This is a genomic window from Rhodobacter sp. P2_H5, assembly GCF_056403335.1.
This window is the reverse complement of sequence record NZ_JBFUFS010000004.1, coordinates 1-18,748: the sequence shown is the minus strand read 5'-3', so window position 1 is coordinate 18,748 and position 18,748 is coordinate 1. Positions and strand designations below refer to the sequence as shown.

The window sequence follows — 18,748 nt, the reverse complement described above, 5'->3', positions numbered from 1 at the left end:
CGGACCGTTCGGGGTCAGTTCGTCCCGATCAGTTCGTCCCGATCAATTGGTCCGGGGCGGCAGTCCCACGGGCGAATCCACGCCGCGCATGACATCGGCGTCGGGCGAGATTGTCCCCTCGACCACGCTGCGCTGCACGCCCGCCACCTTGGCAAATTCGTTGGCCAGCGCCTTGGGGAAGAAGGTGGTCTTCACATTCTCGAAGCCCGGTACGTCATGCAGCAGGGTCGAGATCGAGTTCGAGCAATAGGCCTTGGGGATCGAGCCCTTGGCCACGGCGGCGGCAATCACATGGTCGGCCTCGGCCTGGCTGACGAAAACGGTTTGTTCGATCACATAGAAGACGCCATTGGCCTGGAAGGCGCGGTAGGCCTCCAGCACCGGGGGGGTCATGCCGTAGTGCAGGTCGTTGCGCTCGGGGGCGAGGCCGTTGGTGACCTCCCAGGTGCCGGCGGGGTCATAAAGCACGCGCTGGCTGCCGTTGATCAGCAGGGCGCTGTGGGCGCCCGAACCGGTGCGCCCGTTGATCGAGGTGATCAGCGTGATCGAGGTCGGCGGGCCGGGCGAATAGGCGGCGCGGGCCACTTCTTCATCGCTGGCCCATTTGTGGTCGGCTCCGCAAGCGGCGAGAGAGGCCACCGCGACAAGAGGAAAGAGGCGGCGCAGCATGAGGTCACCCGTGAAAATATATCGATCAGATTGTGGTGGCACAGGCGCCGGAAGGCCCGGCGCACCGGGTCAGGCGTCGGCCAGTGCCATGATGATCAGGACGAGAATCGAGATCACCGCACCCCAGGACACCATGCGGATAAAGCCCGCAAAGGTCTTTTCCTGCGCGCGGATGTCCATTTTGCCCGGAACGTAGTCGCTCATCTTCCCAGTCCTCATCCTGTCAAACCGTTGAAGGTTCTCAAACCCTTGTCTTGCCCTTAGCCGATAAGTGCGGGCCTGTCACGGGGGCAAGTGGCCTTGCACCCGCTTGTGCGCGGGCCTGGTGCGGCGCTGCCTGTTCCGGCGTCGGGCAGCGGGCCTCAGCCGGTGGCGCTGTGCCAGAGCCAGGCGCCCGAGGGCGCCATGGCCCGCCGGGCGCGGCCCTGTTGCAGAAGGCAGTTCAGATGGGCCACCGTCTCGGCCAGGGCCAGGCCGAAGTCCTGCGGCCCGAGTGTCCGGCGAAAGAGGGTGCCGAAGCAATCGACGGCGGTGGTGGGGGTCGCCAGATGCGCGGCCAGCCGGTCCAGCGCATCGCTGTGCGAGGTCAGGATCTGCTCCAGCCGCAGGGGCAGGCCGGTGAAGGGCAGCTTGTGGCCGGGCAGGACCAGATCGCCGCCCCGCGCCAGATCGCGGAAGCCGCGGCACGAGGCCAGCCATTCGGTCAGGGGGTCGGCCTCTGGCTCGGTCGGATAGACGCCGATGTTGGGGGTGATCGTCGCCAGAAACTGGTCGCCGCCAAGGATCACCGCGTCATCGAGGCTCCAGAGTGTGGCGTGGTCGGGCGCATGGCCCTGGCCGAGCCGCACCAGCCAGCGCCGCCCGCCGGCCTGCAGGATCGAGCCTTCGCCGATCCGGGTGAAGCCGAGCGGCATGGGGGCCACCACGTCACAGAAGTTGAAGGGCCGTTCACGGGCGCGGCTGGCCATGGCTTCGGGGTCCACCCCGGCGCGGATCTGGAACTGCACCGCCTCGGGCACATGGGCGCGCTGTTCGTCCAGCGTCAGCATCCTTGCGTAAAGCCAGGCGGTGCGCGGGATGATCAGCTCGACCCCCTGGGTCTGGAACCAGCCGGCAAGACCGATGTGATCGGGGTGATGGTGCGTCACGATCAGCCTGGTGACCGGCTTGCCCGCGAGTGTGACCGCCATCAGCCCCTGCCAGATCGCCTTGGTGCGTTTGGAGGACAGGCCGGTATCGACCAGCGTCCAGCCGTCCGTCTCTTCCAGCGCGTAGACATTGACATGGTCCAGGGCCATCGGCAGCGGCAGGCGCATCCAGCGGATGCCGGGGGCGACCTCGATGGACTGGAACTCGCCGGGGGCGTCGGGGAAGGGGGTGGTGATAGGGTCGCTCACGCGAGAAGGGCCTCCGGGGTCAGGTCGTACAGGTCAGCGGACCCCTGCTGCGCTTCGGCGAGAAGGGCGGCGTGGCGCGGCAGGAGCCTGGTGAGCGCAAAGCGGGCGAGGGGCAGGCGGTTGGGGTCTTTCTGCGCCGCCAGAAGGTGGAAATGCGCGCCCAGAACCTGCGCGAAGGCGCGCTGATAGGCCACCGCCGCGCCGCCCCGGTCCAGCGGGTTCTGGGCGAGCAGGGTCTGGGTGCCGGCGCGCAGGGCGCTGACCGCCTGCAGCAAGGGTGCGCGGAGGTCGGCAGCGGCGCTTTCGGCGGCGGCAGCGATTTCGTCCAGGATCGTGAAGGCCATGGCGCCGTCATCCATCATCTTGCGCCCGACAAGATCCAGCGCCTGAATGCCATTGGTGCCTTCATAGATCGCGGTCACCCGGACATCGCGGGCGAATTGCGCCGCCCCGGTATCCTCGATGAAGCCCATGCCGCCATGGACCTGGATGCCGAGCTGCGCCACCAGATGGCCGGTGTCGGTTCCGTAGGCCTTGGCGAGCGGCGTGAGGAACGCCGCCCGCGCCTGCCAGGCGGCCTCGCCCGTCGCGCGCCCCATGTCGATGGCCACCGCGCAGGCCAGACCGATCGCGCGGGCGGCGAAGGTTTCGGCCTTCATCTCCAGCAGCATCCGGCGCACATCGGCGTGGCCGATGATCCCCGCCTCGCCCGAGGCTGTCTTGCCTTGCTTGCGTTCCTGCGCATAGGTCAGCGCCTGCTGAAAGGCCGCCTCGGCGCAGGAGACGCCTTGCATCCCCACACCCAGCCTTGCGTTGTTCATCATGGTGAACATGGCCGCCATCCCCTTGTGCGGCGCGCCCACCATCCAGCCCTTGGCCCCCTCAAAGGCCATGACGGCGGTGGGCGAGCCGTGGAGGCCGAGTTTATGTTCCAGCCGCACCACCTTCAGGCTGTTGGGCACGCCGGGGTTGCCCGCGGCATCGGGCAGGAATTTCGGCACGAGGAAGAGGGAGATGCCCCGCGTCCCCTCCGCCCCGTCGGGCAGGCGGGCGAGGACGAGGTGGCAGGTGTTGGCGCAGAAATCGGTATCGGCCCAGGAGATGAAGATCTTCTCGCCCGTCACCGCATAGGTGCCGTCGCCCAGCGGTTCGGCCCGGGCGCGGAGCGCGCCGACGTCCGATCCGGCCTGCGCCTCGGTCAGGTTCATCGTGCCGTTCCAGGCGCCGGAGATCAGGTTGGGGATGTAAAGCGCCTGCAGTTCCGGGCTGGCGTGATGTTCCAGCGCCTCGATCTGGCCCTGGGTGAGCAGGGGGTTCAGCTGCAGGGCCAGGCAGGCCGAGCCGGTCATTTCGTTGACGCAGGTGGCAAGGGTGATCGGCAGGCCCATGCCGCCATGGGCGGGCGGGGCGGAGATGCCGATCCAGCCGCCCTCGGCCAGGGCTGCGAAGCCCTGCGCGAACCCGGGCGAGGCGCGGACCACGCCATTCTCCAGCCGGGCCGGGTGCAGATCGCCCGCGCGGTTCAGGGGGGCGAGCACGGTTTCCGCAAGGCGCGCCGCCTCGGTCAGGATCGCCTCGACCGTCTCGGGCGTGGCATCGGCGAAGCGGTTGGTGGCTGCGACCCGGTCGAAGCCCATGACATCGAGGAGCAGGTGATAATCGGCGAGCGGGGCTTTGTAGGACATGGGCGCTTTCTCCGGTTCGGCTTCACAAGGCGGGCTGCGCGGGGTATGGCAGCACTGGTTTACGCTTACCCCCGCCCGGGTTACCAGCAAGAAAGACGCTGCGTCACGATGGAGACGACCGAGATCCTGACCCCCGATGCCACGGGTATCGCGCGCGCTGCCGCCTTGCTGGCGGCGGGGCGGCTGGTCGCCTTTCCGACCGAGACGGTCTATGGTCTGGGCGGCGATGCGCGCTCCGATCTGGCGGTGGCGCGGATCTACGAGGCCAAGGGAAGGCCGCGCTTCAACCCCCTGATCGCGCATGTCTCTGATATGGACATGGCGCGCAGTCTGGCGGTGTTTGACGCGCGAGCCGAGGCTTTGGCGGCGCGCTTCTGGCCCGGCCCCCTGACCCTGGTCCTGCCCCTGCGGGCCGATGCCGGCCTGTCGCCCTATGTCACCGCCGAACTGCCGACCGTGGCGATCCGCATGCCCGCCCATCCGGTGGCCCGTGCCCTGATCGCGGCTTTCGGCGGGCCGATTGCCGGGCCTTCGGCCAACCCGTCGGGCCGGATCTCGCCCACCCGTGCCGCCCATGTCATCGAGGGCCTCTCGGGCCGCATCGCCGCCGTGATCGACGGCGGCGCTTGCGCGGTGGGCGTGGAAAGCACGATCCTCGGGGTCTTTGACCAAGTCGAACTGCTGCGCGCCGGCGGCGTGCCGGCCGAGGCGGTCGAGGCTTTGACCGGGCCTCTGACCCTCGGCGGTCATGGCCCGAAGCCCAACGCGCCGGGCCAGCTGTCAAGCCATTATGCCCCCGAAGCTCCGGTGCGGCTGGAGGCGTCAGATCTGCGCCCCGGCGAGGTGCGGCTGGGCTTTGGTCCGGGGGAGGCGGACCTCAACCTTTCGGCCAAGGGCGATCTGGTCGAGGCGGCGGCGAACCTCTTCCATCTGATGCGCGAGGTGGACCGGATCGCGCAGGGCCGCATGATCGCCGTGGCGCCCATCCCCGAGGTCGGGCTGGGCCGCGCGATCAACGACCGCCTGCGCCGGGCGGCAGCCCCGCGATGAGGGCGCTGGCCGACCTTTCGCGTCGCCTTTGGGCCTGTTCCGCCGCCGACTTGGCTTTACCTTCACCTTGACCTGATACGGGAATGCGCGAATGGCCTACCTTCTGGGCGTCGATACCGGCGGCACCTATACCGATGCGGTGATCCTTGACGAGACCGCCGATGCGGTGATCGGCAAGGCCAAGTCGCTGACCACGCGGGCCGATCTGGCCACTGGCATCGGCAAGGCGGTGGATGCGGCCTTGGAGGCCGCAGGCGTGGCGCCTTCGCAGATCGCGATGGTGTCGCTGTCGACCACCTTGGCCACCAATGCGCTGGTCGAAGGGCAGGGCGGGCGGGTGGCTCTCATCTTCATCGGCTTTGACGCCGACGATCTGGAACGCGGTGGCCTGACCGAGGCATTGAAGGGCGACCCGGTGGTGCGTCTGGCCGGTGGCCATTCCCACGCCGGGGGCGAGGCGGCGCCTTTGGACATGACCGCGCTGGAAGAAGCCGTCACGGCGCTTTCTGGCGATGTGATGGGCTTTGCCGTGGCCGCCCGCTTTGCCACCCGCAACCCGGCGCATGAGATTGCGGCGCGCGACCTGATCCGCCGAGTTTCGGGCCGCCCGGTGACCTGCAGCCATGAGCTGTCGGCCAAGCTGAACGGGCCGAAGCGGGCTTTGACCGCGGTGCTGAATGCCCGGCTGATCGGGATGATCGACCGTCTGGTCGCGGCTTGCGAGCGGCATCTGGCCGCGGTGGGCATCGAAGCCCCCCTGATGGTGGTGCGCGGCGACGGGGCGCTGATCTCTGCCGCCATGGTGCGCGAACGCCCGATTGAAACGATCCTCTCCGGCCCCGCCGCCTCGATCGTCGGCGCGCGCTGGCTGACCGGGCAGCCGGATGCGCTGGTCAGCGACATTGGCGGGACGACGACCGACGTGGCCCTGTTGCGCGGCGGATTGCCCGAGATCGACCCGGAGGGCGCCCGTGTCGGCGGCCTTCGCACCATGGTCGAGGCGGTGGCGATGCGCACCACCGGGCTTGGCGGCGACAGCGAGGTGCATCTGGTGACCTCTGGCCTGACCGGCGGCCTGCGGCTCGGCCCGCGCCGCCTGATCCCGGTGGCATTGCTGGCGGTGGAACATGGGCCGATGGTCCATGCCGCGCTGGACCGCTGGTTGTCTTCGGACACGTCCGGGGAGTTCGACGGCCGCTTCGTCCTGCCGATGGCCGGCCAGACCGGCGGGCTTTCGACGCGCGAGGCGACGGTTCTGGCGCGGGTGACACAGGCCATGCCGATCTCGCAAGCCCTGACCTCGCGGCTGGAGGTCGCGGCGATGGAACGGCTGGTGGCGCGGGGGCTGGTGATGATTTCCGGCGTGACGCCTTCGGATGCGAGCCACGTTTTGGGCGGGCTGGCGTCATGGGATGCGACAGCCTCGGAGAAGGCTTTGAAACTGCTGGCCAAACGCCGCAACGGCGCGGGCGAGCGGATCGCGGCGGATGGCCTCGTCCTCGCCCGCGCCATTGTGGACCAATTGACGACGCAGACCGTGGAATGCCTGCTCGAAGCCGCCTTTGACGAGGATGGCGGCTTTGACGACCCCGCCGAAACCCTGGCAAGGCATCCCTTGACCCAGGCGGGCCTGAAACAGCATCGCGGTGTGGTCGAGGTCTCCCTGCGGCTCGGCGTGCCGGTCGTGGGCCTCGGCGCCTCGGCCCCGAGCTATTACGGCGCGGTGGGCGACAGGCTCAGCTGCCGGATGATCCTGCCCGAACACGCCGGGGTCGCCAATGCGATCGGGGCCGTGGTGGGGCAGGTGAGCCAGCGCGCGCAGGGCCTCGTCTCCAGCCCCGGCGAAGGCCGTTTCACCGCCCACCTGCCCGAGGGTCTGCAAAGCTTCACCGACCGGGATGCGGCCTTGGCGGCGCTGGAGGCCGCCTTGGTCGCCGAGGCCAGCGCCCGCGCCCGCAAGGCCGGGGCCGAGGATCTGCGGGTGACGACTTCGCGCGACATCCGCGAGGCGATGGTCGAGGGCAACCCGATGTTCATCGAGGCGACCGTGACCGCGACCGCCTCGGGCCGGCCCAGGGTGGCGCATTAGGGCGAAGGGGCGGCCGATACTGTGTCTGTGGCTGTCGATTTCGCCTTGACGCCAAATGCGGGGTCCAGTACCTCCCCGCTCGTTGGCTAGGTAGCTCAGTTGGTTAGAGCATGCGACTCATAATCGCAGGGTCGGGGGTTCGAGTCCCCCCCTCGCCACCACTTTCCCCTCCGAAATTGTCGTTTGGCAGGTGAAAGCCTTGCCGTATTAGGGCTTCGTGATCCCGGATTGTCCGATGTTCTCTGACATGATCGGCTGAGATACCCCGGTTTGGTTGTATCGCCGGAGGTACCGGGAAAAGCCTGAAAAAGGCGATCCCCCCAACATGCCACTGACCGATGCAGCGTTCTGAAACCTGAAACCCGAAGAGAAACCCTTCAAGGTTTCCGGTTTTGAGGGGCTGTTCTTGTGCATCAAACCGACAGGTTCGAAGCTCTGGCAGTTCAAGTACCGGATCGACGGGAAGGAAAAGCTCTTGTCCATCGGGATCGGTTTGGCGATGGCCCGGGCCAGGAAGGACGAGGCGCGTGCCTTGCTGGCGGCGGGCAAGGATCCCAGCGAAGCCAAGAAGGATCAGCAACGACAGGACCGCACCCGGCGTGGGAATACGTTCGAGGTCTTGGCGGGGGAATTCATGGCAAAGGCGGCAGCCGAGGGGCGCGCGGCCTCCACCCAGACCAAGACCGAGTGGCTTTTGGGCATGGCTATCGCGAGCTTCGGTGCGCGGCCGATCATCGAGATTTCCGCTCCGATGATCCTCGCTTGCCTGCGCAAGGTCGAAGCCAAGGGCAACCACGAGACCGCCAAACGTCTGCGTGCCAAAATCGGAGCAGTGTTCAAATATGCGGTGGCGGTGGGTTTGGCCGAAACTGACCCGACTTTTTCTCTGCAAGGCGCGCTGATCCGCCCGACGCCCAAGCCGCGTGCCGCCATCACGGATGCCGACAGGCTCGGTGGGCTGCTGCGCGCCATCGACGGCTTTCAAGGCCAGAAGGTCACCCAGCTGGCGCTGTCCCTGCTGGTCCTCCTCGTGCCGCGCCCGGGTGAGTTGCGCAAGGCGACATGGTCCGAGTTCGACCTTGTGGCCAAGATCTGGTCGATCCCGGCGGAGCGCATGAAAATGCGCCGCGCACATCAGGTGCCGCTGCCCGCCAAGGCCATCGAGATCCTGAATGAGTTGCAGGCGCTGACCGGGTCCGGGGAATACGTCCTGCCCAGCCTGCGAACCCCACTGCGGACAATGAGCGAGAATACCCTGAACGTGGCTTTGCGCATCATGGGCTTCGGCGGGGATGAGATGACCTCGCATGGCTTCCGCGCGACCTTCTCGACCTTGGCCAACGAAAGCGGCCTCTGGCATCCCGATGCTATCGAGCGTGCTCTTGCCCATGTCGATGAGAACGCGGTGCGCCGGGCTTATGCCCGCGGTGCCTATTGGGAGGAGCGCGTGCGGATGGCGGACTGGTGGGCCGGGTATCTGGACGACTTGCGCAAGGGCAAGGACTGAGGGCATGGGTCGCAAACCTGTCGGCCGTTGAAACGGAGTTTGCGCATGTCGGAGCCAGAAAAAGACCAGATGATCGACGGGATCATCCGTTTCGCGCTTGAGGATCTGATGTCCTGGTCCGAGCCGCTGCCCCTCAAGAACATCGGGCCGGCCTATCCTGAGGTCTTCAAGCGGTACACCGCGGCATTGCAGGACTTTCAAGCTGACCTGCGCGCCTATCTGGCGATGCTGCCGGTCGAAGAACTGCAACAGGACTTTCCACCCACCACAACGGCAGCCCGCAACCTTCTGTTTGATGGCGATGGCCGGGCCGGTCACCTGGCTCAACGCTTGGCGCGTCTCAAGAAAGACCGACCGATGGATTACGTCGGCGGCTGGGCCATCAAAGGGCGCGAGGTCGATCAGCCGCATTGGCGCGGCATGGCGCGCTATACGCTGGCTGAGGCTGCCATGCTTTCCCTGGGACGCGATCCCCGGAAGACCACCTTCGCGGCAGTGATGAAGCACTACGGGCGCTCAGATCCCGGCGACCAGGTCCTGTATTTCCTGGAGGACCGCTACAATGCCATCGCTGATGGGCTTGGCCTCGACCGGAACGACGAAGACGCCATGATTGATGCCGATGCTTTCTACGCCTGGATCGACACCTTCTCGGTCAGCGTCGATGAGCGCTTTCGCCGCATGATCCATGAGCGGCGCAAAAGGCTGGCCGAGGCGGCACCCAAGCCGCCCGTTCCGTCGGACCCCCGAGTGCTCCCTGAAAAGCCACTGCACGGTGCCTCGGCACGCGCGCATGCCAAGATCGTTCTGGCCATGGCGATGCGGAAATACGGGCTGAAGGGGGCCGAAGACATCGGCAAGGCGGTCAAGGCGATCCAGTCCGACGGCGACCTTCTGGGTTTGGCCTTCGATCAGAAGGCAGTCCGGGCCCTGTTGAAAGATGGTCTGGTGGCCTTGGCAGAGGCCGGAAAGACTGATCCCTGACTGTCGGAACCTTGTCGGGATTCCGTCAAGTTCAGGAGTTTCATGCAAAATCAATGACTTAAAATAGAGGTTTTGCCGCCCCAATCCGATTTTCTCATCTGCCAGACCTGATCGCACGTCCACACATCGGAGTGCATCATGTCGGACACTATCGCCTTTCCGAAGACCGGCCTCGTCCGGTTGAAATCCATCCTGGCCCCGCAAGGCCCGATCCCCGTCTCGCCCTCGACCTGGTGGCAGGGCGTCAAGGACGGGCGTTTCCCCCAGCCGACCAAGCTCGGCCCGCGCACCACGGTCTGGAAGGCCGAAGAGATCCGGGCGCTGTTCGAGGCCGGCTCGGATGCCTAGGCCAAAGGATCACCAGACAGTTTTGCAAGGCCCGCGGGGAACGATCACAAGTCGTTCCCCGTCGGATTCCGCGACCGCCGCAGAACAGGGGGGAATGGCCGCGAGCGTGGGAAAACTCACGACGAAACGCGCGGAAGCTTTCGAAGAAAACCCTGTATTTGAACGGGCAGAGAAAACCGGCGCAAAAGCCCCTCTTATAGTATGCGCAAAAAACATCTCTGCGCAGGCCAGTCCAACCCTTGTGGAAGGCAGCAGGGCAGGGGAGTCATCCACCGTCATCGCCACCGCCAAGCCGAAGGCGCGGCAGCACCCCCCTCACCCCAGAGAGCGCCGCCGGATCGAGAAGAACCGCCGTCTTAACTTTGAAGCCGGCACGCGCTTCGCCTACGAAATGGGCTGGCCCCTCAACATCGCCATCACCATCAACTGGACCGCGCTGATTCAGGCGGGGGAGCACAACGAGGGCAATTGCCTGTTCCGCTCCGAGAAGTCGCGCGAAGCCTATCTGCGTGCAGAACTCACCCGCAGCCGTCCCCAGGGTAAGCCCTTCGTGGCCATCTGGGGCCGCGACATTGGCAGCAGGATGGGCCTTCACACGCATCTGGCCCTGCATTGGTCGCTGCGCTCCAGAGCGAACTTGTTAACCCTTCTGGCGCTGATGCAAAGAGTGACCGGCAGTGCCGCCGTCGAAACCCCGCAAGATCGCCGAAAAGGCAACCTGACCTTCGCCTCCTCCTGCCGGGGTTGGCTGGTTGAAACCATCTACGGCAAAGACCTGCTGACTGGGGCTCTGACGTGGGTGGATTACATCGCAAGGCAATCGGAAAACCATGCCGATTGGCCAGACCTCGCAGGCAAAGTCTTCGGCTTGTCCGAAGCCATCGGCCCCAAAGCACGCGCCAGATTTCATCGCTGCGGATAGAGTCAGGCCATGCCGAACCGCCGGACCGATCCCCCCACTATCCCCCTATCATCCCCCCATGGTTTTCCGCACCCATGGTCTTGCAAGGGGGCTGTCGCTCGAGGGTGGTTATGGACGAGCGCCTTTGCATATGCCGCGGTTCAGGTCATGAGGAATCATTATCATCTAACTTGGGGCTCGCAGCCCTTCACCTTGACGCCTTTCATGCGCATAGCTGGGCCTGAGGCAGGTTTTTCGGCATTTTGGGGAGCATTGCCTTCACGCCGCCCTCTGTATCACCGTTGCGGATTTTCGAGACGTCATCGCTGAAGCTCACTCCATTCCGCGTGAAAGCGTCGGTCATCTGCTCGGGTCAGTACAGTCCTTCTTAAGGCCTTCCGTCAGTCGGTCTGAAGACCTGTCCGACCTTGCCCAGACCCTTGGAGGACGGCGTCATGGCCTCTGGCATGGAAGCCCCATCACCCCGGTTAATTTTTCAGCTGCAGAGTTTGGGTTTGGCTGGACGGAGTTGCCTTCCAATGCCGGACTGCGTACTTGGGCATCGCTCACCCGCACCGCCGTTGAGGTGCCATCCATGCGCCCGAAACGGGCTCCGTCGCTCATATCCCTGTTATGGTCTTGGTCGGAAGGCGGGTTGCGGATTGTGGCGTTCGGGTCTTTGGGCTCACCGGTCAATGTACGACTGGATGCAATCTTGTGGATCGCCTTGATGTTCTGGCCACCGTGGTGATCCAATTACGTTGGAGCGATGGAGCGCTTTCGTTTAAAGGCCCGCGCCACGACCTCGCGCGGCTCACCGCGGTTAAAGACGGTGGCTCAATCGGCCTGCTAGGCTACATCGACATTGCTCAGATCCGCCGCATCCGTAATGCGACGAGCCAGGTTGAATTCCGGGTGGAGCAAGTGCCAAAATCCCTCCGGCGTGGCCGCCTTCCAATGCCGGCCTGACGCTTGGGCTTACCCCGGGCGCTCACCGAAGCCGTTGCCTCTGACCTTGCGTCACGCGATTGCTTGGCCCCGCCCCCAACAGTCTGTGAAAGGCTATGACTGAATGTCCCGTTCGCTTTTCGCGGATCTTCGCGCTCATAGAGTGATATTTGCCGCTGTTGAAGCCGAGCCCGGGATCTCGTTTGGGCTGCTCGGATTTGGGGTCACCCTTTTGAATCCAGGACGGATGAATTTGGTTTCGGGTGTCCGCCTTGACCTGTGCCACCATTCTCCGGGACTAGCATTCTGGCCTGACTGCCCCGGCTCTCCTCATCCGCAACGTAGCAAAGGCGGTTTGCCAATTTCAGGGCCACGAGGGACTATGCGCCAAGGTCTGGTCGCGCCCATTTTCGGGGATGGGCTGCATTGTCATCCCTCCAGTAGCCGACGAAGGCTGTCCTGCTCCCGGTAGCCGTCCGCGCCCGGATGGCCCTCGGGCAGCATCACCATCGGCTCCAGCGCCACGACCATGCACGGCACCAGCTCGGCGCCGAGGTCCTCGTGGCCGTCGAGATGGCTCAGCACCCGGCACGATCGGCGCGTCAGAAGGCCGAAGCCGCGATACATCTAGTTCAAGACCGCTCCGATCTCGGCACAGGCGGCGCCGGGGCAGATCAGGGCCAGGCCCCGGGCATGGACGGCGGCGTTCTTCCGCCAGATGGACGAGGCGCGCCTCGTCCATCTGGCCGCAAGCCATTGTCCGCCGCAGCCTCGCCACCTGGCCGAAGAGCGAAGGCGCGCAGGTCAGGGAAAGGATCTCGCCCGCCCGATCCGCTTGGCCGTCGAGGGGCTGTGCGCGCCGTCGGTGTGGATGCCGGAGCGAAACCAGGCGACGCCCGCCAGCTCGATCAGGGGGAAGGCCTCGGCGAGGGCCTGGTCCATCGCCACGGACGCAGTGCGTGCGACCTCGTATTCCGTCACGCTTGGGCGGATGCAGGCCATGGCCGCCCGGGCGCCGATGTCGCAGATCGCGGCCCCCTTGCGGATCAAGGCGATCTCTTCGGCCGATTTCATCCGTCGCATCGCGCGGGCCGCCGCGCCGATATCCACCATCTCGACGCCTGGCAGGGCGGCATCCAGCAAGCGGCGGAAGTCCAGCGAGACCACGTCGAACTCCAGGGCCAAGCGCCGGACCCCCGCCGACAACTGCTTGACCGCGCGCCAGTGATTATCCTGCCGCCAGTCGGTATAGGTCAGGTTTCCGCCACAGCTCTGCCGCCAGCCCCGACCCTCGTCAATCGCGGCCGAAATCGTCGTCGAGTCCGTCCGGGTCAGGACCAGGCCGCGGTTCCGGCCGGGGGCTGGGCGAAGCCAGCCCGAAAGATGACCGATGGCCTGATCCGAAAGGAAGAGCACCGCATCAACCTCGTGGCCTGCCATCCAGGCCCGGACGAGGTCTGCGCGGCGGCGCATCTCGGCCTGTGAAAAGGGCGACAGGCTCTTGTCGCCATTGTGCCATTCCATGACATGAACCATGTCGTTCGTCATGTGCATGTTCCCGCAAATCCTCTCGGCCAAGACTAAGCCGACCGGAGGGGCGGTTTGAAATTTGTAGTGGAAATTTCTGGATTTGGGCCGCGATCAGGCCTTGGGCGGGCGGGGCAGCTTCCAGCCGAAGCGCACGCTGGCGATGCGCAGCCCCGAGGCCAGAAGCACCGATCCCCCCGCCGCCAGGGTCTCGGACACCCCGAGCCAGAGGCCGAGGCAATAACCCGCCGCCCCGGCGAAGGCCGCCAGGGCGTAGACCTCTTCGCGTAGGACGCGCGGCACCTCTGCGACCATCATGTCGCGCAGCATGCCGCCACCAATGGCCGTCATGACGCCCAGAAGCATCGCTCCCGGGGCATCGAGGCCGAAGATCAGCGCCTTGCGGCATCCGGCGACCGTGAAGACTCCAAGGCCCGCAGCGTCCAGAAGCATGACGGGGCGGTTCAGCCGCTCGATCAGGGGTTTGAAGAACCAGACGCAGAGCCCGGCGAGGCTGGCCACGGCCATGGGCCAGAGGCTGACCAAGACCTCGGGCGGCACCGCACCCAGGGCCATGTCGCGCAGCATGCCGCCCGCGACGCCCGTCGCCACGGCCAGGACCAGCACGCCGAAGATGTCCAGCCTGCGCCGGACCGCCACCATGGCGCCGCTGAGCCCGAAGACGAAGGTACCGAGGATGTTCAGAACCTGGAAGAGCATGGCTGTCGACATCCCGCCTCCGATCGGTGATTTCCTGTGACCTTCGTCGATCCGGCAAGGGAAGGAAAGGTGGAACCAAGCGCAGAAGGCCGCCCAAGACCCCTTGCGCATCGGAAGCGGCGTCGTCCTCAGGGGTCGGCATTCCGCTGCCACCAGACCTTTCCATGCCTGCGTCGCATTGATGAAGGAGGGGCTGCCGAAGTGCCCTGGACCCGCCGGATCTTTCTGGAGGTTCCGTTTGGTCCGCACTCGAATCCAACTCGACAGGTATGTGTTGCTGCTGGAGATCCAAGACGGCCGAGTCCATGTCCCTGGGATGGAAACTCGATCACGCGCAAGATCGGGTTGGGGACGCCCTCCGCCCTTCGGACAACCCCGTTTGCTTCTAGCAGTTGACCAGCTTCGCGTAACGTCCGCAACCGGCCCATAGCCGACCTTCGTACATCCCGCAGCGAACTTCTGGTCTGACCCCTTCTAAGACGTCTGACCGCCGAGTCGGACGGCAGCTTGCGCAAGGTCGGCGTGCTCGTCGTGCACGTGCGTCAAAAACGTGTCGGAACTGGCCCAGTTTTGTCTGGGGGTTCTGTCTCGGCTAAACCATTGACGTTGTGTGAAAGCCGGAGGGCGCACGAAAACCACCGTTTTAGGCAAATTGCTTCACGAACGCTGTACCGTGTTGACGCGTTCCTTACTAGCCGCCTATCATAGGCTCGGTCTGACAATACCTTGTATCAGGGAGGAATTTCAGAGATTGTCATTTGCAGGGTGAATAGGACTTGGGGTGATCTACCTGAAATGCGTGTGCACAGTTGCTAGACCATCTGTTTGGAGCACAACACTCGGCTTTAGTCGAATGGCTGGTCGAGGCTTGGTGGCAGACCGGTTCTCCTCTGGCTGTCATCCAAGGGTTTCCCGGTTTGGGAAAGACCGAAATTGCCATGCATGCCATGAGAGCATTGAGCGACAAATCTGGTGTTGCATCGATCGTTTACTTCGACTGTCCAGAAGCAGCAACCTCACTTGTCGATGACCTGCTCCTTATCATTGCAGAACATCTGGAGAGTTCCGGCGATACCCAAGTTGCAGATGCAATTAACGAAGGAAGAGATCCTGCAGAGATTTTCAGAAGGCTATTAACACGCCCACGGCTAATCGTGATCGACGAAGCGCAGCGTCTTATTAGCCCCTCCGGCGGACTGCTTCGCAATAAAACGATAGCAGGCATACTAGAGAATATATCCCGAGCTACATCTGTTCCGGGCAAACTTCTTCTATTGTCTAGCCAAGAGTTCACCCCATCGCGATGGACCGAGCACAGCGAGATAGTCACGCTCAATCCGTTTCAACCAAGCGATGCACAGGCCTATCTCGTTGCCCTGCTGCGGGAACATGACAGATTAGAGGCGATCCCGCCGGATCGGATTGCTGATGTGGCGTCTTGGCTTGGTGGAAACGCTCGTGCGATCCGGCTGTTGGTGTCCGCCCTCGGCAGAGAAGGCTTGGATTTCTTGATCGGCCTCGCTCCGCATACTTGGGAGGCCCGAGATCGAGAGGTTTCGCCAAGACTTCTGCGCGATTTCGAAACGAGTGTTCTGGAGCGAGCTGTCGAACAACTAGACGAGAAAACCGGACTTCTGATGAAGCGGATCGCCGTGCTGCGCAAGCCCTTTCGCCGCCAAGTGCTAGAAGCCCTTGCCATAGGTGGCGTTGATTTGGAGACGTCTCGAGACGAGTTGCTGGCCCGCTACATCATCGAGTTCCGTTCCGGGCACTACCATACTCACCCGATTATTCGAGACACATTGCTGACGAAGGTGTCGGCAACACAGCGCCGCAAAGCCCATCTCATTGCCGGACGGTTCTTCGCGACAGCGTTTCGCGCGAAGGAAATGGTTGGCCGCCCGGAAGCCCTCGGCGAGCGGTTTGTCGAAGCAAGATACCACTTCACCCTTGGAGAGTCCGAAGAGGATCTCCGAGAGATCGCCAGCCTTTTCGAGACGCACCTGAAAAACCAATACAACTTTGTCAGCCCGATCCCCTCGGACCCGCAAGAGCGTGATGAGCGAATTACCCTGTTGTCGGCCCTGTTGAAGGATCGCGGTGCAGTTGGGTTGGAATTCCATCTTGCCCGGTGCCTACTGGCCCGAGGTCATCCAAATGATACGCGTCTGGCAATACCGCATCTGCGCCGTTCAACCGGCCCCCGCTCACCTGCTCAAGCATGGGTTCTAAGAATTCAGGCGGAGTACCAGATCAATGGAATCCCTGATGCGATCAAGGCCGCCCGCGAGGGCATCAAGACGGTGCCGCCGACACAGAACCTTTTCTCGCTCTACCAGGCGGCCGGCGAACTYCTCGCCCGGGACGGCAAATCTGAAGAGGCSGTGACGCTGCTGCGCGAGGGCATCAAGAMGGTGCCGCCGACACAGARCCTTTYCTCGCTCTACCAGGCGGCCGGCGAACTCCTYGCCCGGGACGGCAAATCTGAAGAGGCSGTGACGCTGCTGCGCGAGGGCATCAAGACGCCGAACATCGGCAGCCTTTCCTCGCTCTACCAGGCRGCCGGCGAACTCCTYGCCCGGGACGGCAAATCTGAAGAGGCCGTGACGCTGCTGCGCGAGGGCATCAAGAMGGTGCCGCCGACACAGAACCTTTTCTCGCTCTACCAGGCGGCCGGCGAACTCCTCGCCCGGGACGGCAAATCTGAAGAGGCGGTGACGCTGCTGCGCGAGGGTTCGGGTAGAATTGGAAACGTGTCAAACGGTTACAAGTTGGTCGAGAGCGCAATCCTTTTGACCATCGGACTTGATCGGGTGGAGCTCATCCACGACTGGCCGATAACTGGGATGCAAAAACCTCTGCTTGATACTTTGACACAATTTGCAGCCGGAAACTATCAGGGCGCCATTAAACTGGCCATGATTGGGGTCGAGGCATATCCAAGATACTTCGCGTTATATATGCAGGCGGCGATAGCGGCGCTCGCCGCTCGGGACGTGAAATGCGCGCGCGCAGTCTTCGCGAGATGGCCCGGCGAATTCAATTTGGCCAAAGGCGAAAGCTGCGTTTGGCTTTTCTCGCTGACCGAGTTCCTGGCTGGAGATATGGAAAAAGCCAGGCACTATCTGAACGTCTATTTAGGATGTGAGAACGAATCCGAGCCGGTTACGATCGACGATCTCCTGCAATGTTGGAAGGAGTCCTGCCGAGAACTAGGCTCCTCCCTATCCTATCATTTCCCACGGATACCGACGAGCATCAGTGGAATGGACAATGTGCTGGTCCGGAACGAGTTAATGGGCGCGGATGGCAAGACCGCAACGAGCGCTCATGCGCCCCACGAAGAAAACAAGGCACAGCCCGATGGTGCCGTAAAGCCGGTCTCCGTGCTTGCGGTGGCCACGGAGTGGTCTTCGGGACGTGGCGGGCTGAGCACATTCAACCGCCAACTCTGCATTGCTGTTTCAAAAGCAGGCCTCCGGGTCGCCTGTCTGGTGCTTGAGGCCTCGGAGGCCGAGAAGATCGAGGCGGTGAAGCAAAATGTCACGTTGATCGAGGCAAACCGCGATCCGGGGTTCTCCGATGAACAAAGACTTATGCGAAAGCCGCCAGATTTCGAAGGCTTCTACCCGGATTTTCTGATCGGTCACGGCAGGATCACTGGTCCGGCGGCGGCAGCGTTAGCAGCGGATCACTATCCAACCGCGCGCCGGCTTCATTTCGTTCACATGGCACCAGACGAAATCGAGGCATACAAGCTAGACCGGCAGGACGAGTCGAGTGTCCGAGCACAGGAGCGCACCGAGATCGAGGAAGCTCTTGGTCGCAAAGCCCATCGAGTTATCGCCGTCGGGCCACGGCTTCATGGCAGATATTCGACATATTTTGCAGGATATTCCGAAGTTCCGCCGCCGCTACGTTTTGACCCAGGTTTCGATGCAATCAACATGGAGCCGCGAGTTGCTCCGATTGGCGATCCTTGGCAAATTCTTCTCATAGGGCGAGCAGAAGATGTGACTCTCAAGGGGTTGGACATTGCGGCGATGGCCGTGGCGAAGGCAGCCAAAGAGCGTGCGCCCGGTCTCGCCCGCCTTGAACTTGTCATCCGCGGAGCCCAACCGGGAAGCGCGGACGACCTTAGGGATGCGCTACTGGGTAAAGAAGGAGCAGCCGAACTCAAGCTTGTTGTTCGAACCTTTACGACATCTGATGAACGCTTGCGGGTGGATTTGCGGCGAGCCAGTCTAGTCTTAATGCCATCCATGACCGAGGGGTTTGGCTTGGTTGGGTTAGAAGCCATTGTCGCTGGAACACCTGTTCTGATCAGTGGAGAAAGCGGACTGGGCCAATTACTGAATGAAGTGTTGCCTCCAGAACAAGCTGCTCGCATGGTCGTTCCAATGTCCGGCGAGAGGCAGAATCTATTGGATCGTTGGGCAGAACACATCAATCGAGTGCTTTCCGATCGCGAAGCGTCTTTCCAACGTGCGGCTCAAGTTCGGGAATTACTTGCATCCCAGAAGACCTGGCGAGAGTCGGTTAGAAAGCTTCTATCCGATCTAAGTATTACATAGTAAAGCGAGGCAGGTTGCCTATGAGCGGGCAAATATTATCTTGCCTTCTCTTGAGAGAAGGCTCAGGGCTATCAAACTAAAGAAATAACATAATGTACATTATACGTCAGCAGTACTGACTTAAATTTAGACCCCTTCTTGGCAAGTTTCCTCACTTTGACCTGAGCCCGTGAACCTCCTCCAGATTTTGGTAGAGTCCGTCCACGCAAGGAGACGGACAATGAAGCAATCGCGGTTTACGGAAGCGCAGATCATTGGGATTTTGAAGGAGCAGGAGAGCGGATCGCCGACGGTGGAGGTCTGCCGCAAGCACGGCATCAGCTCGGCGACGTTCTACAAATACAAGGCC

The 18,748-nt window shown here is 63.4% G+C and carries 16 protein-coding genes and 1 tRNA gene; 10 read left to right on the top strand and 7 right to left on the bottom strand.

From position 1 onward, the window contains the following. Positions 1–42: 42 nt before the first annotated feature. The 4 genes from AC1DVR_RS06025 to AC1DVR_RS06010 form a co-directional block, all read right to left on the bottom strand. Positions 43–669: a hypothetical protein gene (locus AC1DVR_RS06025; protein WP_477999637.1), complete on the bottom strand. Its 627-nt coding sequence runs from the start codon at positions 667–669 to the stop codon at positions 43–45. A 69-nt stretch (positions 670–738) separates the two neighbouring features. Further along, positions 739–873 (bottom strand): aa3-type cytochrome c oxidase subunit IV, encoded by a 135-nt coding sequence (locus AC1DVR_RS06020; protein ID WP_477999636.1) that lies wholly within the window; start codon positions 871–873, stop codon positions 739–741. Between the two features lie 158 nt (positions 874–1,031). After that, complete coding sequence (locus AC1DVR_RS06015; protein ID WP_477999635.1) at positions 1,032–2,066, bottom strand: MBL fold metallo-hydrolase; 1,035 nt, start codon at positions 2,064–2,066, stop codon at positions 1,032–1,034. Beyond that, the gene (locus AC1DVR_RS06010; RefSeq protein WP_477999634.1) at positions 2,063–3,751 is read right to left on the bottom strand and encodes an acyl-CoA dehydrogenase; all 1,689 of its coding nucleotides are present in this window, start codon (positions 3,749–3,751) and stop codon (positions 2,063–2,065) included. Before AC1DVR_RS06010 ends, AC1DVR_RS06015 begins: the two co-directional genes overlap by 4 nt. 108 nt (positions 3,752–3,859) lie before the next feature. Between AC1DVR_RS06010 and AC1DVR_RS06005 the strand changes: the two genes are divergently transcribed. From AC1DVR_RS06005 to AC1DVR_RS05970, 8 genes are all read left to right on the top strand, one after another. Beyond that, a complete protein-coding gene (locus AC1DVR_RS06005; RefSeq protein ID WP_477999633.1) occupies positions 3,860–4,801 on the top strand; it encodes an L-threonylcarbamoyladenylate synthase in 942 nt (313 codons plus the stop codon). A gap of 91 nt (positions 4,802–4,892) precedes the next feature. Beyond that, on the top strand, positions 4,893–6,890 hold the full coding sequence (locus AC1DVR_RS06000; RefSeq protein WP_477999632.1) for a hydantoinase/oxoprolinase N-terminal domain-containing protein: 1,998 nt from the start codon (positions 4,893–4,895) through the stop codon (positions 6,888–6,890). 84 nt (positions 6,891–6,974) lie between these two features. Next, positions 6,975–7,051, top strand: a tRNA-Met gene (locus AC1DVR_RS05995). Between the two features lie 194 nt (positions 7,052–7,245). Then, positions 7,246–8,397 (top strand): tyrosine-type recombinase/integrase, encoded by a 1,152-nt coding sequence (locus AC1DVR_RS05990; RefSeq protein WP_477999991.1) that lies wholly within the window; start codon positions 7,246–7,248, stop codon positions 8,395–8,397. Positions 8,398–8,442: 45 nt separating this feature from the next. Further along, a complete protein-coding gene (locus AC1DVR_RS05985) occupies positions 8,443–9,381 on the top strand; it encodes a hypothetical protein (protein WP_477999631.1) in 939 nt (312 codons plus the stop codon). 138 nt (positions 9,382–9,519) lie between these two features. Beyond that, positions 9,520–9,729 (top strand): helix-turn-helix transcriptional regulator, encoded by a 210-nt coding sequence (locus AC1DVR_RS05980; protein ID WP_477999630.1) that lies wholly within the window; start codon positions 9,520–9,522, stop codon positions 9,727–9,729. A gap of 94 nt (positions 9,730–9,823) precedes the next feature. Beyond that, positions 9,824–10,651 (top strand): hypothetical protein, encoded by an 828-nt coding sequence (locus AC1DVR_RS05975; RefSeq protein WP_477999629.1) that lies wholly within the window; start codon positions 9,824–9,826, stop codon positions 10,649–10,651. A gap of 696 nt (positions 10,652–11,347) precedes the next feature. Beyond that, positions 11,348–11,599, top strand: a complete 252-nt coding sequence (locus AC1DVR_RS05970; protein ID WP_477999628.1) for a hypothetical protein — start codon at positions 11,348–11,350, stop codon at positions 11,597–11,599. Between the two features lie 408 nt (positions 11,600–12,007). On the opposite strand, the gene AC1DVR_RS05965 is transcribed toward AC1DVR_RS05970, so the two are convergent. From AC1DVR_RS05965 to AC1DVR_RS05955, 3 genes are all read right to left on the bottom strand, one after another. Continuing rightward, positions 12,008–12,205 (bottom strand): hypothetical protein, encoded by a 198-nt coding sequence (locus tag AC1DVR_RS05965; RefSeq protein WP_477999627.1) that lies wholly within the window; start codon positions 12,203–12,205, stop codon positions 12,008–12,010. Between the two features lie 177 nt (positions 12,206–12,382). Beyond that, positions 12,383–13,126, bottom strand: coding sequence for a M24 family metallopeptidase (locus AC1DVR_RS05960; RefSeq protein ID WP_477999626.1), 744 nt, complete (start codon positions 13,124–13,126; stop codon positions 12,383–12,385). A 93-nt stretch (positions 13,127–13,219) separates the two neighbouring features. Next, positions 13,220–13,837, bottom strand: coding sequence for a trimeric intracellular cation channel family protein (locus AC1DVR_RS05955; RefSeq protein ID WP_477999625.1), 618 nt, complete (start codon positions 13,835–13,837; stop codon positions 13,220–13,222). Between the two features lie 797 nt (positions 13,838–14,634). Here AC1DVR_RS05955 and AC1DVR_RS05950 point away from each other — a divergent pair. Then, entirely contained in the window at positions 14,635–18,399 is a 3,765-nt protein-coding gene (locus tag AC1DVR_RS05950; RefSeq protein WP_477999624.1) for a glycosyltransferase, read from the top strand. 220 nt (positions 18,400–18,619) lie between these two features. Continuing rightward, positions 18,620–18,748: transposase (locus tag AC1DVR_RS05945; protein ID WP_477999990.1), on the top strand; the 129-nt coding region annotated here is incomplete at its 3' end.